The sequence below is a fragment of the Kribbella antibiotica genome, from assembly GCF_004349055.1.
Taxonomy (GTDB): domain Bacteria; phylum Actinomycetota; class Actinomycetes; order Propionibacteriales; family Kribbellaceae; genus Kribbella; species Kribbella antibiotica.
Window position 1 is genome coordinate 1 of the sequence record NZ_SMKX01000037.1, and the last position, 14,160, is coordinate 14,160.

General features: G+C 67.4%; 10 protein-coding genes and 1 rRNA gene. 4 read left to right on the forward strand and 7 right to left on the reverse strand.

What is annotated here, in order from left to right; genetic code table 11:
- Nucleotides 1–78, forward strand: a 5S ribosomal RNA gene (gene rrf / locus E1263_RS15320); the annotation flags it as partial.
- Nucleotides 79–196: 118 nt separating this feature from the next.
- Here rrf and E1263_RS15325 read toward each other — a convergent pair.
- From E1263_RS15325 to E1263_RS15355, 7 genes are all read right to left on the reverse strand, one after another.
- Nucleotides 197–847, reverse strand: a complete 651-nt coding sequence (locus E1263_RS15325) for a hypothetical protein (RefSeq protein ID WP_132167976.1) — start codon at nt 845–847, stop codon at nt 197–199.
- 198 nt (nt 848–1,045) lie between these two features.
- Nucleotides 1,046–2,881 carry a glycoside hydrolase family 76 protein gene (locus tag E1263_RS43640; RefSeq protein WP_132167977.1) on the reverse strand — a complete coding sequence of 612 codons (1,836 nt, stop codon included), beginning with the start codon at nt 2,879–2,881 and terminating at the stop codon, nt 1,046–1,048.
- 1 nt (nt 2,882) lies between these two features.
- A complete protein-coding gene (locus E1263_RS15335) occupies nt 2,883–5,624 on the reverse strand; it encodes an AbfB domain-containing protein (protein WP_132167978.1) in 2,742 nt (913 codons plus the stop codon).
- A 108-nt stretch (nt 5,625–5,732) separates the two neighbouring features.
- Nucleotides 5,733–8,849, reverse strand: a complete 3,117-nt coding sequence (locus E1263_RS15340) for a coiled-coil domain-containing protein (RefSeq protein WP_132167979.1) — start codon at nt 8,847–8,849, stop codon at nt 5,733–5,735.
- Nucleotides 8,846–9,550: a hypothetical protein gene (locus E1263_RS15345; protein ID WP_132167980.1), complete on the reverse strand. Its 705-nt coding sequence runs from the start codon at nt 9,548–9,550 to the stop codon at nt 8,846–8,848. The genes E1263_RS15340 and E1263_RS15345 overlap by 4 nt, the downstream gene beginning before the upstream one ends.
- Nucleotides 9,543–10,175, reverse strand: a complete 633-nt coding sequence (locus E1263_RS15350; RefSeq protein ID WP_132167981.1) for a hypothetical protein — start codon at nt 10,173–10,175, stop codon at nt 9,543–9,545. The genes E1263_RS15345 and E1263_RS15350 overlap by 8 nt, the downstream gene beginning before the upstream one ends.
- Nucleotides 10,172–11,362: a hypothetical protein gene (locus E1263_RS15355; protein ID WP_132167982.1), complete on the reverse strand. Its 1,191-nt coding sequence runs from the start codon at nt 11,360–11,362 to the stop codon at nt 10,172–10,174. The genes E1263_RS15350 and E1263_RS15355 overlap by 4 nt, the downstream gene beginning before the upstream one ends.
- A gap of 296 nt (nt 11,363–11,658) precedes the next feature.
- On the opposite strand from E1263_RS15355, the gene E1263_RS15360 reads away from it, so the two are divergent.
- From E1263_RS15360 to E1263_RS15370, 3 genes are read left to right on the forward strand one after another with little or no spacing between them, the layout of a single operon-like run.
- On the forward strand, nt 11,659–12,456 hold the full coding sequence (locus E1263_RS15360) for a TrmH family RNA methyltransferase (RefSeq protein ID WP_132167983.1): 798 nt from the start codon (nt 11,659–11,661) through the stop codon (nt 12,454–12,456).
- A 39-nt stretch (nt 12,457–12,495) separates the two neighbouring features.
- Nucleotides 12,496–13,476 (forward strand): SGNH/GDSL hydrolase family protein, encoded by a 981-nt coding sequence (locus tag E1263_RS15365; RefSeq protein WP_238161261.1) that lies wholly within the window; start codon nt 12,496–12,498, stop codon nt 13,474–13,476.
- Entirely contained in the window at nt 13,473–14,111 is a 639-nt protein-coding gene (locus E1263_RS15370) for a hypothetical protein (RefSeq protein ID WP_202868892.1), read from the forward strand. The genes E1263_RS15365 and E1263_RS15370 overlap by 4 nt, the downstream gene beginning before the upstream one ends.
- Nucleotides 14,112–14,160 lie beyond the last annotated feature (49 nt).

The window sequence follows — 14,160 nt, forward strand, 5'->3', positions numbered from 1 at the left end:
CCGAACCTGGAAGTTAAGCCCTTCAGCGCCGATGGTACTGCGACCGGGAGGTCGTGGGAGAGTAGGACGCCGCCGGACATTCACACTGTTAAGGGCCACCCCACTGGGGTGGCCCTTAACATTTGTCCAGACACAAAATTGCCCAGACACAAGGTGTCTGGGCTTTCGCTATTTCTGAGGACTTCTGAGCGGCAGGTCAGGCTTCCGGAGCGATGCCCACCAGGGCCGCCGCGGCGCAGATATGCACCGGCGTGAGCTCTGCAGGCGAGACCGGCGCCTGAAGCAACGTGCCGCGTTCGAATGGCGTGAGCTGGATATCGATGCCGTGTGCGCCGGCCACCATGCCACGGACGTACGTGAGCCACCCCATCATCGGAATGCCACGCCGGAACACCCCCGCAGCGGCCGCGAGCTCCGTATTGGCGATGCTGGCCCACTCAGGCTCCCAAATGGACACGACTGCCCGTAGGACCTGAGCAAAGCGATCGGACTGCACAAGCGCCTCATCGTCGCTCCAGTGCAGCGTGACCTGGTCCGACACCGTTGTGAGCGTTCCGCCCATCGACAGATCGAACAGCCACGGCAGGTCGCCAGTGCTCTGGAGATGCAGCCGAGTTGTGCTGGAGCCGTTGGCGAGGACCTTCGTGGTCGCCTCGACCATCTCCTCCAGCGGAACCGAGCCATCCGCTTCCAGGACGTGGTATCCCCAGCGTTCGTCCTGAGTCCAGGCATGGACGTCGGGAAATGCCACAGCGACCGCGGTCAGCGTGCGATCAACCCGTAGCGCGCGCTGCTCCACGGTTTCGTCACGGTGAGCCCACTGAGCGCGCAGCAGCCATGATGCCATCACGCCCTCCGATCGTGAGCCGGCCGATCCTGCGCAGCAGACGGTACGCCGATGGTCGGATGGTTGGCCAGAGTTCCGGCTACTCGGCGTGAAGCGCCGGTGCGGTTCCCTGGAAGTTCCACCCGACCAGTCTGCGGCACCGGTGGGTCGAGGGTGCCCACCGGGGTCCGGTTTTGGTAAATAAGCGTCCGAAGTACCTCAGCTTTTCGGCGTCGCTGCCAGCAGTCCGCCGAGCCCACTCGCCTGGGTCCGCCAATCCCGGACACCGCCGGCGGCCCACCGCTGCCCGAGCCGGTTGAGCGAGTCCCGGTCGTTCTGCCAGATCGAGTCCGCCTGCCGCTGCGCATAAGTCTTGTACGCAGCGTCGCCGGTGCTGTCGGCCAGATCCATCCAGTAGCGCATGAAGATGCCCTTGAACTGCTTCTGGTTGTCATCACAGTTGCCTGCGGCATCGCATGACTCGGTGAGAATCCCGCTCGGACTCAGCACCGTCGACGACATTGCCGCATCGCCCAGCTGCCGAGCCTTTGCCAGTACGGCGCTGTCTCCGGTCGCACGCCACAGTTCGAGCGCACCCCCGATCGCCAGGCCTTGGTTGTACGTCCAGACCGTCTGCCCGTTGTTCGTACAGGACCCAGTCAGACCGTCGTTCACCAGACCGGCCGAGTTGATCATCCCGCTGTTCGTGAACCAGTTCCAGCTGGTGGTCGCACGCTGTAGCCAGATCGAGTCGCCAGGCAGTCGATTGTGCAGGGCAGCGGTCATCCGGACATACAGCCCGATCGTGACTGCGTTCTTGTAGGTCCGCTCGCGGTCCCACCACACGCCGCCTCCACACGAACCGGTGTCCCAGTAGCCGTGGACGTAGTTCGCGATGGTGACTGCCATGTCCAGGTACTTCCGGTCGCCGGTCAGGTCGTACGCCTGGATCCACGCGATCGCCCACCACTCGGTGTCGTCGATCGCCCGGCTGATGAAGTTGCCCTCGAGCGCATCGCCGCTCTTCACACCGGCCGGGAAGACGCCCTTGTTCTTGTCGAACATCTCGTTCACGATCCAGCGCTGATCAGTACGATGGGTCCGCTGCTGGTAGTCCATCACCGTGGTCAGCGCGACCGCCGAGTTCCACCAGCTCGACAGCCACCAGGCGGTATAGGGCTGGTACGAATACATCAGCGCGTCGGCCGCGGCGGCGGTTCGATCTGACGCCGGCCGCGCCCACGCCGTACAGGCTCCGTTTTGGCCTTCGGTGGCTCGGCCGCAGGCGCGGACGACGCCGCCGGACAGCTTGGAGCGTGGATCGGTGGTGGCGAAGAGTTTCGTCTTCGCTGTGGTGGTGCCCGAGCCGGCGGCAACGCGGCCGAGTGAAGAGCCGCCGGGCCAGGAGGCGCCTTCGCTCCAGGAGCGGTCGAGCCAGACCTCGTCGCCGGCGCGGCCGGTGTCGATCGTGCCCCATGCCATCCCGCGGTTGTCGAAATGCACCTTGATACTGCGCCCGGACAGCGTCGCGGACGGTACCGGCTGGTTGTCACCGGACGGGCCGTCGCTGCCGTCACAGGCTGCAGCGCAGACAGACGAGTAGGCCCAAGCGGTGCAATCGACCCCAGCCGCGTCGCCGCAGGCGCGGATCATCCCGCGGCGGTGACCGCCTGGATCGGCCAGGTTGTACATGAGCGTCCGGGTGCCGGTCCAGCCTCCGGGGACCGACGCCTTGCCGAGCAGCCCCTCCCAGGTCGCCCCGCCGTCCCAGCTCCGATCGAGCCAGACGGCGTCGTTGGTGACGCCGTTGTCGATGCTGCCCCAAGCCATCGAGTCCTTGTCTGACACGTGCAGTACGACGCGACGCCCGTTGATCACCTTCTCCGGTACCGGGAAGGTCTCCTGCTGAGCTCGCGACGGATCGAGTGTGTCGCAGGCGACCGCGCAGACCTGCGCCAGCGGGGCTTGAGCCAGTGGGACCGGCGCAGCCTGAGCAGACACCGGTACGGCGAGCGTCGTACTCAGCAGCGCGAATGCGATGAGCAGTGAGCGCATCTCAGCCTCCCAGTCCGGACTGGTTCGTCCAGGTCGCGTCGGCGTTGTAGCTGCCACCACCGTCCCAAGCGTTCGCCCCACTGGCCGTTGCGATATACACCAGCTCACTGGAGTGCCGCACGTAGTAGCTGGGGTAGTTGATCGACTGCAGCGACACGTTCCCCGCACCACCAGCCAGTGGCGGCTGTGCACAGAACGTCGCATCCCGTCGGAACGTATCGCTACCGTCGCTGGTCGCCTTCTGCAGCCGGTAGTTGCTGTGCCGCAGGTACTGACCAGGGAAGTTCACAGACTCGAGCGAGTAACAGGTGCTCTCCGCCAACCCAGCCCGTACGACGAATGTGGAGTCCTGGCGGTCAGCCAGCGCAGAGCCCGCGTCCACCACATCAGTTTGCGCCAGGCTCTCGCGGTGTCGCAGTACTCGGTTGGTATAGCCGGCGGTGGTCACGCGGAACGTACGAGCCTGACCGACCCCTAGATCCGCACCGCTCTTCCACCATGCCGGTATGAGGTTCCACGTCGAGTCATCGCGGAAGGAGCCGCCAGTGTCGCCGTCGATCCACACTTCGGAGTTCCGGTGCCGCAGGTACTGGCCGGGTCGCGCTGCCGATTCCAGCGACGTACCGCCACCGCTGAGACCAGGGCGAGTGCAGAAGGTCGCATCGGCCGCGAAGGTGCCGCCGGTGTTGGCCTCCTTATAGACCCGCTGATCGCGCTGGCGCAGGTACTGGCCCGGGAAGTTCCGCGACTCGAAGGAGAAGCAACTGCTGTTCGACAACCCGGAGCGGACCCAGAAGGAGGCGTCCTGCTTCAGGCTTTGGCTGCTACCGGAGTCGACCACCTCAGTGTTCGCGACTCCACCGGTGTGGCGCAGGTAGCGGTTGGTGTAGTTCGGCGTGGTGACGCGGAAAGACACCAGCTTCCCGGTCGGTAGCGCCGTACCGTTCGCGGCCGCGAGGACCTGTTGATGGACGGCACGCACTCGGGCGAAGTCCATCTTCTGCACTTGGCGGTCATAGGTGAAGAAGCCGTTGATCTCGTCTTCCACGTCGGTCGGCTCGGTGTAGACCGATCCCGACAGCCCGGAGCCGTTGATCAGATCCGGTAGCTGGCTGGTGATCTGGACATACCGGTTCGTCAGGGCATCACTGGTCGGCAGCATCTCGTAGGCGAAGCTGTTCCCGCTCGGCCACTCGTGACCGGGGACGTGCAGGCCGAGCCCGCCGTACTCGCCGAGCTGCAGCACCCGGGTACTCGATGGAGCCCGGGCGATCCCAGGACCGACGTACATATGGTCGTCGATGACGTCGCCGTTGCCGGGGTCGGGATCGGAGTCGCAGCAGTTCGACCCGGAGTTGTGGTTGACGAGTCGGGTCGGGTCGAGGCTCTTGACCAGGTCGGCGATCCGGCCGGCCTGGAACTCACCCCAGCCCTCGTTGAACGGAATCCACTGCACGATCGAGGTGATCTGCTTGTGGTTGTCGATCATCCGGCGCAGCTCAGTCTCGTACCGCGCTTCACCAGTCGCGGATGCATTGCGTCCAGCGACCAGTGACGGCATGTCCTGCCACACCATCAGACCGAGCTTGTCGGCCCAGTAGAACCAGCGGGCCGACTCGACCTTGATGTGTTTGCGGACCATGTTGAAGCCGAGTGACTTCTGCTGTTCGAGATCGAAGCGCAGCGCGGCATCGGTCGGCGCGGTGTAGAGGCCGTCCGGCCAGTAGCCCTGATCGAGAGTGCCGAGCTGGAAAACGAACTTGCCGTTCAGCGTCGGCCGCATGAAGCCGCCGATCATCGCCTTGCCGACCGACCGCATCCCGAAGTACCCGCCGACCGCATCGCTGCCGAGCGTGACCTTGAGGTCGTAGAGGAATGGATCGTCGGGGGACCAGAGCCGAGCGTTCGGGACCGGGACGCGGAATGACGTACCGCTGACACCGGTTGCTTCGCCGACGACCTGACCGCCGGACAACACCTGCGCGCGGACCGATTGTCCGGCGGACGACGCTTGGACGTTCAGGTCGAGTCCGCCGGCGGCGACGTTCGGGGTGGTGTCGAGGCGGGTGATCCAGGTGGCCTGCGTCGGCTCGAGCCAGACGGTCTGCCAGATGCCGGACGACGGGGTGTACCAAATACCGCCGCGGTTCAGCCGTTGCTTGCCGGAGGGAATGTCTTCGGCGTCGACCGGCGCCCAGACGCCGACGATGATCTCGTTGTTTCCCGCGCGCAGGGCCGAGGTGACGTCGTACGAGAAGGCGTCATACCCGCCTTCGTGGGTGCCGAGCAGTACGCCGTTCACCCAGACCTTCGACTGCCACATGACCGCGCCGAAGTTCAGCTGCACGTGTCGCCCGGACCAGCCGGCCGGGACGGTGAAGTTCCGCTTGTAGTACATGCGGTTCTCGTGGCGCATGATGCCGGACAACGCGGACTCGATCGGGTACGGGACCAGCACCTCCTCGGCGAGCGTGCCGCCGATCGGCGGGTTGTTGAGGTTGCTGGTCGGCGCGAACTGCCAGGTGCCGTTGAGGCTCTGCCACTCGGTCCGGGTCAGCTGCGGCCGCGGATACTCCGGGAGTGGATTGGTGACCGAGACCTGATTGGTCCACGGCGTGGTCAACGGTGGTGGCTTCGGGGCGAAGGCCTCGGCAGGCGCCGAGACCAGCGCACTGCTGAGGATCGCGAGAACGATCAGCAGAGTGAGCCGAACGGAGGCATGACGAAGCAGGCCGGAGGTCATCTGTGGTCTCCTCGGGGCGGTAGGAGAGAGCGCTCTCACCCGTCAGTATGAAGGCTCAAGCGACTTAATCAAGAGTGTGGATGATTGTTTCTGTCGGAAAGCGTTTGTCTACGTGAGGGTAGGTGAAGCCATCTCGAGCGTCGGGGTCTTGCCTCGGTAGGACTCGAGCCACGAGCGCAGCAGCTCCACCCGGGCGGAGTACTCCTCGTTGCCCTTGACCACCGGCGCCTGGTTGTAGGCCATGGTGTCCGAGCTGCGGCGCAGCTTCACATACAGCCGCGATGAAGCGAGGGCATACCGCTCCATGTCGTCCTGCAGCGCGCCGATGACCGTGATGTTGCGGTCGCGACCGATCTGCTCGAACAGCGCCACGGCCTCCCGGCGGTGCTGCGACCCGAGGTTGCGGCCGAGCTCGTCGAGGATCAGCAGCAGCGGCCGGTCGGATCCGCCGGCCAGCGCCGCGGCGCAGACCAGCTTGACGGCCTTCTCGTCCATCTGCGCGGTGTTGCCCTTGACGTTGAACGCCGAGAACGGTCCGCCCTCGGAACGGCGCCACTTCGGCGTGACCGTCCAGCGCCACGGCTTGTCCGGCTCGGAGGGCGGGTCGGGCTCGGGGAATTCGAGCTTCGCACCGTATCCGCCGTACTGCTGGTCGAGGCGGTCGAACTCCTGCGACACCAGCCGCAGCCGCGCCTTGATGCCGTCAGCCAGGGACGCGCGGTGGGCGCGAGCCGTGCTCTCGGCCTCGCCGAGACCCTCGCGGGCCCGCTCCAACGCGGCGTTGCGCTCGGCGCGCTGGTTGGCGATCTGCTGTTGCTGCAGGCTGTCGAAGGTTTCGTGCTGCGCGAGGTGACTGCTGAGCGTCCGCTGCAGCGCCGGCACCAGGCCGACCCGGGTGCTGAGCGTGCCGTTCGACCAGCCCTCCGAACCGTTGAGGATCTCCCAGAGCTCGGCCGGGATCTCCTCGCGGGAACGGGCGTTCGGGAAACAGCGGCGGATCACGTCGTCGAGCTGCGTGCAGGCCAGGTGATTCCAGTCGGCCGTGGTCCGGCGCTGGGCGTCGTCGGCGAGTCCTAGCAGGAATTCCTCGGCCTCGGCCGGCGTCGTGCCCCAGGCTGTGATTCGGCTGGTCAGGTCGAGCCCGGTCTGCTCCTCGAGCAGCCGCAACCGGCGGCCAGCGAGGTCGTCGAGGACGCGATCATGATCGCGCCGGGTCGACTCGAGGTTCTTGAGCCGCTCGTCGCGCACCAACTGCTGGCCGGCCGCGGCCTCCGCGGATTCCTTGGCTGCTTGGAGTTGTGGGGCGAGCGAGTCACGATCGGTCTCGTGGCGGTCGATCGTTTCGCGGAGCGCGAGCATCTGCTCCTGCACCGACTCGGCATCGGCGAGAGCGCGGGCGGCCGCCGTACGGCGCTCTGCTTGGTCGACGCGTGCGCGCGCCTGATCGAGTGCCGCCGATGCTGCGCCGCGCGCTTCGGCTGCGGCCTCGACGCGGCGGCGCGCTGCCTCGATGCGCGCGGTCCGCCCGGTCAGTGGCTCGTCGAACTGGCCGACCGCCACGACACCGGCGGCGTCGTCGATGTTCTCCTTCGTGGCACGCTCGGCGAGCGTGGTGAAGAAGGCGTCCAGAGTGAAGCGCTTGTCGGCCGAGGTCGGAACACCCTTGGCCGGTTTGGCTCCGGGCCGATTCGCCAGCACCAGCAGGAATCCGGCGTACCCGGCGTCAGCCAGCGCAGCCGAAGCAACGGCCGCGTCACCGGCGTCGATGACCACAGCCTCCCGGTACGGCGCCAGTCGCGGCTCCCACTCGGAACGAGCCGCTGCTGGCAGGTCGGTGATGTCGGTGAGCGCGCCGCACTCGAGCCCGGCGTTCTCCAGGACTTGCTGCTGAGCGGCGGAAACGGTCTGCCCGCTCTCAGCCTCACGCAGCTCGGCACTCGCGACATCGACTGCGGATCGAGCCGCATGGTCGCGCCCGATGTGCTCTTCCAGCGACTCGCGCGCTTCGGCCTGCTCTTCACCAGCGGCCACCAGGTCGCGACCGTCCGCGGAGCGCCCCGCGTCCAGCAACTTGCGATGCTCTTGACCGAGCCGCTCCAACTGCTCGCGCACTGAGCGCTGCGCCAGATCGAGATCGCGGTCGCGGGCATCCAGCTTGTCTCGCTCCTGGCGGGTCAGCTGGACATCGCGGAGCAACACCTCTTCGTTGCCGAAGGCATCGATCGCGGCATCGACCGCCTCCCGGCGGGCCTCCTGCTCGGCGACCTTCAGCTCGAGCTCACCGAGCTCGTGCTGGATCTCGCCGTTGCGAGCATCACCATCGATCAGGTGCCGCGCGTTGCGGGCCTGCCAGGACTCCTTCGCTGCGGAGAGCGCCTCGCGCGCCGCACCACGCTGCAGGATTCCGGCCTCGACCGCGGCCATCTCCTGCTCCCAACGCTGCAGGTCGGCCGCTGCTTGTTTGGTCGCCTCGCGCTGGGTGTGCTCGGCCGATCGGTGCGCCTGCTCCTGCTCGAGCTCATGATCGAGGCCGGTCAGGGTGGCGATCGCGTTGAAGATCCGGGCCGGGCCGAGCTCGTTGAGCGGCTCGGCGAGCAGGTTCGCTGTCGGGCTCGAGCGGACCGAGGTCGACAAGAACGAGACGCAGCGGACCTGGCCGCCGTACAGGACTGAGGAGAGTTTGTTGGCGTGGAAGTCGGTGCGGCCGTTGGAGTGCGGAAGCGCGGCCCACAAGGCGTCCGCTCCGGCAGCACGCTCGGCCTCGGTCACGCCGTACGGGACGTGGAGGCCGCTCTTCCAGCGCAGGTCGAGATACGACGCCTTGCGGTTGATGCGGATCCAGACGGTGATCGCGGCCGCCTCGATCTCGTCGAGCTCGGTCAGGTCGGGGTCGGAGAAGACACCGACGATGTAGCCGCGGTCGACGTTCGACCAGTTGCCTTCCTGGCCGGCCGCTTCGGCGGTGAACAGGAGCTCGGCCGCGCCCGGGGCGCCGCTGGTGAGCCGCCACTGGTCATCCGCGTGCAGCAGGCTGAGGGCTGCGATCCACGACGACTTGCCGGCGCCGTTCGAGTCGGTCGGGCCTTGGCCGGCCACCGTGACGAGCCCCTGGCCGACCATCGGGATCGGGTGCGTGGAGAGCCGGGACAGGTCGACGACCTGGACACCGAGCAGCACCTTCGACCCGAGGATGTCGAACGGACCGTCCTCCACCGTGCTGCTCATGCCACTCCTTCTTCTTGCTCGGCCCTGCTGTGTTCTGCACTGCTCGATGCGTCGTCCAGCGGGGTCGCCGTCCCGTTGCGGGCCCGGATGGCTTCGGCGATCGGACTGGCTGGGGCTGCGGCCAGGATGAGTTGGTCCTGCAGCCGGCGCCGCGCGGCGGGAGTCAGCCGTTGCAGTTGCGGGCCGGGGATGTAGCTCGGGCCGCCGGAGTGGTCGCCGGACAGCTGGATCAGCCCGGCGGCGCGCAGCCGTTGCAATGCGAGCCGACGCTCTTCACCGCTGATCTTGGTGGTCCGCAGCTCGTCCACTGTCGTTGGCCGGGCCGACTTCCAGCTGTCGCCGGTGAGGATGCCTTCGCTGCGGGGGATTGCGACGGAGTGGATCAGCACGAGAACCAGTACGGCGCGGTCGACGACCGACAACGGCTGCCAGCCCTGCGCGGTGAGCGCTGCGGCGATGTCGTCGGCATACCCGGACGTCCAGTGCGTGCCCTCCACCTGCACGAGCACGCGCCCGATCAGCTTCAGCATCTTCTGCACCTGCCGCCGCAGCGTCACATCCCGCAGCCCGGCCAGCTGCACCTCAGCCACCGGATGCGCCGCATACTGCACCGCACTGAACGCAGCCAGCACCTCGTCGCGCGCCCGGTCGCTCAGATCCTGCAACAACGGATCAAACAACGCATGCTGCAGCTCACTCATCCCCAGCCTCCTGTCCGTCGTCGGAGGCAGGAAGCGGCTCGGCTTCCGACTCGTCGGCTGCTGTGGTGAGGACGGCTGCTGGTGGGTCGGGGAGGTGGCGGCAGAGGTCTCGGAGAGTGGCTTGGTCGGCGGCGGTCCAGTTGATGACGCGGGGACCGAGGCGGACTTCGCCGGCCTTCTCGTTCCAGCGGATCCAGTGGGTCGCGTGCAACCGACGCAGGCTGCCGATGATGAGGGTCAGGTCGCTCGACTGCTCGGCCCGGCCGCGCATTCCGGCGTACACGGCTCTGACCTGCGTCAACGTGCCGATCGCACCCGGCCAGGCGGTACCACTGCGGTCGGTCCAGCAGCAGGCCACGACGATCGACAGCACACGGGCAGTTTCGTTCGGCTGCTCGACAGCGACCGGGGGAGTCCCAAGCTCATCCAGTACGGCGTGGCCTGCGCCCGAGGGCATGGTCGGCACGAGCCAGACCGTGGAACCGTCCGGCTCAGCCGCGCGAGTCAGACCAGCAACCGCAGGCGTATCCGACTCGACCGCGAGTGGACCGGCAGACTGCACCTTGGCCCACCACAGCGCGTTGTAGAGCCGCCGCTCGACAGCCTCCGACGGTTGCGTGCTCATCGGCTCACCTTCCGGAAGACGCCTTCAGTCGCCCAGGGCGTCCCGGCCGACGGGTCGATCCGCATGCCGTCCGACCACACCAGCTCGTAGTCCAGCTCGTCATGCAGATGCGCAGCCGTCAGCTCCGCCAGCACTCGGCGTGCGGTCACCCAGTCGCCCGCATCGTCCACGACCTCGACGATCTCCACCGACGGCCGCCCGGCGAGCACCCGCTCAGCCTCGGCCCGAAGCTCCTCACGATCAGTCGCTGCGGCTGACTCCGGCGCCTCCACGTCCGAAGTCGGCCGGGGCGGCGCCATCCGCGCCGTACCGGATCGGCGGCCGGTCTCGACCGCCTCGACCATGGTCTGCGGTGAAAAGTCCGGCGAGGCTGCGTCGAACAGCAGCCCGTCCAGCACTGCGGCCAGCACATCCGGCTCACTGCCTCGCGTGAACGTCACCCAGGTCTCGCTCGGCAGCAGCCCGAGCGCACGCGTCGTACCGGCTCGCTCCACGAGCCGACCCGCGGCCAGCTGGACAGCATCGGCGTACGCCGCGAGTGACATCCGCAGCGACGTGCACGCTCGGTGCAGCGTCGGCCAGCGGTCGAGAACGATCCGGTGGACCTTCTCAGCCTGCTCGATCAGCCGCTCGTTACCCCAGGCGAGCTGTGCGTTCTCCCGGAGCTGAGCGGTCGTGCTCGTCGACACCAGGATGGCCAACTCGTTTCCGAGCAGCCGGAACACCTTCGTCAGCCGTTGGAGCGACGCAAGCCCCTGGTCCTCGGTCGCCTTCGGGTCGCTGACGCTGTGTGCCTCCAGCGTCAGCAACTGGTGCAGTTCACCCTGACCGCCCTGCACCGACATCCGGCGCAGGAACATCAACATCACGTACGGCGCGAACGCGGCCCGGTGGCGCAACTCGTTCGGACGGTCGACCAGCTTGGTGATGGCGCCGTACTGCCGGAGGACCTCGAAGCGGCGGACGATCACGTCGTGCGGGTAGGAGCGGCAGGCGAGCGTCGCCTGCTCGACGGTCAAGCCGTCGCTCCCGGCCTCCGCGAAGGCGTCCAGGATCGCCTGATCGGCGTCCAGCAGCTCCGGATCGACGATCATCGCCCCGGCCTCGCGGGCGAGCACGGCGAACACCTGCCGGTAGACGCGCAGCACGGCCGCTTCGGCCTCGGCGTCCAGCAATGTCGCGTCCATGCGTACTCCTCCCGTGTGGCGCCGCCCCCGCGAGCGAGCAGCAACCAGAAAAAGGACTCTAGCCATCCACCCCGACAGACCAAAACCGGGCCCGCCGAGCCTGTGGAAAACCTGATGACGACCGTGGCCGGAGCTGCCTACGATCGCGAACATGAAGCAGCATCACCTTGGCTGACGCGGTCCAGGTAGACCGCGTCAGGACCACAACGCCGGAATAGCGGCGTTCACACACCGGTGCGCGACCCACGACAGGGTCCCCGGTGCGCTGCTCAGTTCTCCAGTACGGAGTCCCGCACATGACTGTGCATCCCGCTGCGTCGGCTATTGGCGCTCAGCACCCCGCCGTCCGTGACCTGCTCACCGTCCGCAAGGACGCCGCTCCAGGCCGCATCCTCATCGAAGGCGCGTGGGAACACGACCGACTACTCGCCACTGACACCCAGCTAGAGGCGTTCTTCTGGTGCCCCGAAGCCGGTACGACGTATCCGGTCGACCGGATCGCCGCCCGAGCCACCGACGTCTACCGGATCTCGCCCAAGCTGCTCGACCGCCTGTCCCGCAGGACACGCTCCGACGGTCTGCTCTCGATCGCGCGCCTCCCAGTCTGGGAACCAGACGAACTCCACCTCACCGAGCAGTCACTGGTCCTAGTCGCAGACGGCGTCGAGTACGCCGGCAATCTCGGCACTCTGATCCGGACTGTCGACGCCGCCGACGCGGACTGCTTGGTTCTGACCAGCCGGCGAGCCAGACCGAGCCATCCGGCGGTCTACTCGGCCAGTCGGGGCACCGTTCTGTCCACTCCGGTCGTGGAGTTCGAGGAGATCGCCACTGCGGCGGGCTGGTTGCGCCAGCACGGCTTCAGCGTGCATCTGGCCGATCCGGCGGCACAGGGGAGCTACCGCGAGCCCCAGTACGACGGACCGACGGCGTTCGTGGTCGGGTCGGAGGGCTCGGGGCTGTCGGCTGAGTGGCACGCCCAGGGCTTTGGCGGGGTGTCGATCCCCATGCTCGGCCAGGCCGACTCTCTGAACGTCGCACTGTCCGCCGGGATCCTCCTGTTCGAGGCGCGGGCCTATAAGAACGGGTGGTGAAAGAATGGCGGCCGCAACCGACTAGCAAGGAGTGCAGACGTGCCGTTCGAGCCGGGTGAAGTTGTAGCTCCGTCAGACCCGCGGATCGTGCTGGAGGGCCAGTGGGGTCACCAGCCGGGTGTCGCGATCACCGTGAACTCCGGGTCGCGGATCTCGTTCTCCTTCGCGGGGGAGTGGGTGCAGCTGCTCTTCGACACGACTGGTCTGACGGTCGCACCGCACCTGTGGATCACACTGGACGACGGCGAACCGACTCTGTACCTGGTGGAGGACGCGGTGATCGACCTGTCCGCACCGACTGGTCGCCACAGCGTTGAGGTGGTCGTGAAGGACGTCAACGAGCACGCCAACCGCTGGAACCCGCCGTTCGAGAGCGCAGTGGTCTTCGCCGGTCTGGTGCTCGACGTGAACTCCCGGTTGCGACTCAGCGGCCGCCCGGGCGGACCGCGGCTGGAGTTCTACGGCGACTCGATCACCCAGGGCGTGCGCGCGATCGGCCCGGAGATCGAGTCGGAGGGTGCGGACGGTGCGGTGTCGTACGCGTACCTGACCGCCCGCGCCTTCGGAGCGACGTCGTACCAGGTCGGTTTCGGCCGCCAGGGCATCGTGAGGCCGGGGAACGGCGAGGTGCCGTCGGGCCTGGAGTCCTTCGGCTGGAACTTCGCCGGCTCGCCCGCTGAGCGCGTCGAGGCGCCCGACGTGGTGGTCGTCAACCTCGGGGTCAACGACGAGACGCTGACACCGGAGCAGTACGCCGAGTACGTCGGTCGGGTGCGAACGGCGTACCCGTCGACGACGGTGGTTGCGCTCACCCCGTTCAACGGTAAGCACGCCGACGTGATCGGCTCGGCGGTGAAGTCGCTCGACGACGAGAACGTCGTACTGATCGACTCCACCGGTTGGATCACCGAGGACGATTGCACCGACACCGTCCACCCCTCAGTCGCCGGCCACGCCAAAATCGCTGACCACCTGGTGCCCGCCTTGGAAGCTGGTACGTCGCTGCGCCGCCGCGCGTGATCACGGCCGACGACCTCGACACCGCAGTCACCTGCGTCGTCGACGCTCTACGCTCCACCATCGACCAGGACTGGTCAGCCTCCGCCGGCTCCCTCGACTGGAGCTGCCGCACCACCGCGGAGCACGTCGGCCAAGCCCACCTGCACTGGGCAACCCAACTAGCAGTCGCTGCTCCAACGCAGTACGTCCGCTGGTCAGCCACCGCCCAAGAGCTGGCCCCACCCGCCGGTGTCCTCGACTTCCTCGAAGCCGCCGGCCGCATCCTCGCCCTAGTCGTCCGCTCCACCCCACCGACAGTCCGCGCCTACCACCCCTGGGGCATCGGCGACCCCGAAGGCTTCACCGCCATGGCCTGTGTCGAGTCGCTCCTACACGGCCACGACCTCACATCGACCCTCGGCGAACCCCTCGTCCCGCCTGCCGACCTCTGCGCCCGCCTCCTAGAACGAGCCTTCCCCCACGAGCCCCACCCCACCAACGACCCCTGGCTGAACCTCCGCTGGCTCACCGGCCGCACCCAGATCCCCGGCTCTCCCACACCAGACACTTGGCGCTGGCGCCCAACCCCGTTGGACGAGCACTGGGACCGCTCACCCCAACCAGCCCCCATGCCGTTCACTCCGCTGACCTCGTAGCCCCCTGCGTCGAACTGCGGCGGGTGGGTACCGGTGCGAACCGATCCGA

Excerpts from the sequence above, each read along its gene's own strand:
- E1263_RS15345 (WP_132167980.1), bottom strand. The coding sequence starts at position 9,550 with ATGAGTGAGCTGCAGCATGCGTTGTTTGATCCGTTGTTGCAGGATCTG.
- E1263_RS15335 (WP_132167978.1), bottom strand. The coding sequence starts at position 5,624 with ATGACCTCCGGCCTGCTTCGTCATGCCTCCGTTCGGCTCACTCTGCTG.
- E1263_RS15360 (WP_132167983.1), top strand. The coding sequence starts at position 11,659 with ATGACTGTGCATCCCGCTGCGTCGGCTATTGGCGCTCAGCACCCCGCC.
- E1263_RS43640 (WP_132167977.1), bottom strand. The coding sequence starts at position 2,881 with ATGCGCTCACTGCTCATCGCATTCGCGCTGCTGAGTACGACGCTCGCC.
- E1263_RS15350 (WP_132167981.1), bottom strand. The coding sequence starts at position 10,175 with ATGAGCACGCAACCGTCGGAGGCTGTCGAGCGGCGGCTCTACAACGCG.
- E1263_RS15325 (WP_132167976.1), bottom strand. The coding sequence starts at position 847 with ATGGCATCATGGCTGCTGCGCGCTCAGTGGGCTCACCGTGACGAAACC.
- E1263_RS15340 (WP_132167979.1), bottom strand. The coding sequence starts at position 8,849 with ATGAGCAGCACGGTGGAGGACGGTCCGTTCGACATCCTCGGGTCGAAG.
- E1263_RS15355 (WP_132167982.1), bottom strand. The coding sequence starts at position 11,362 with ATGGACGCGACATTGCTGGACGCCGAGGCCGAAGCGGCCGTGCTGCGC.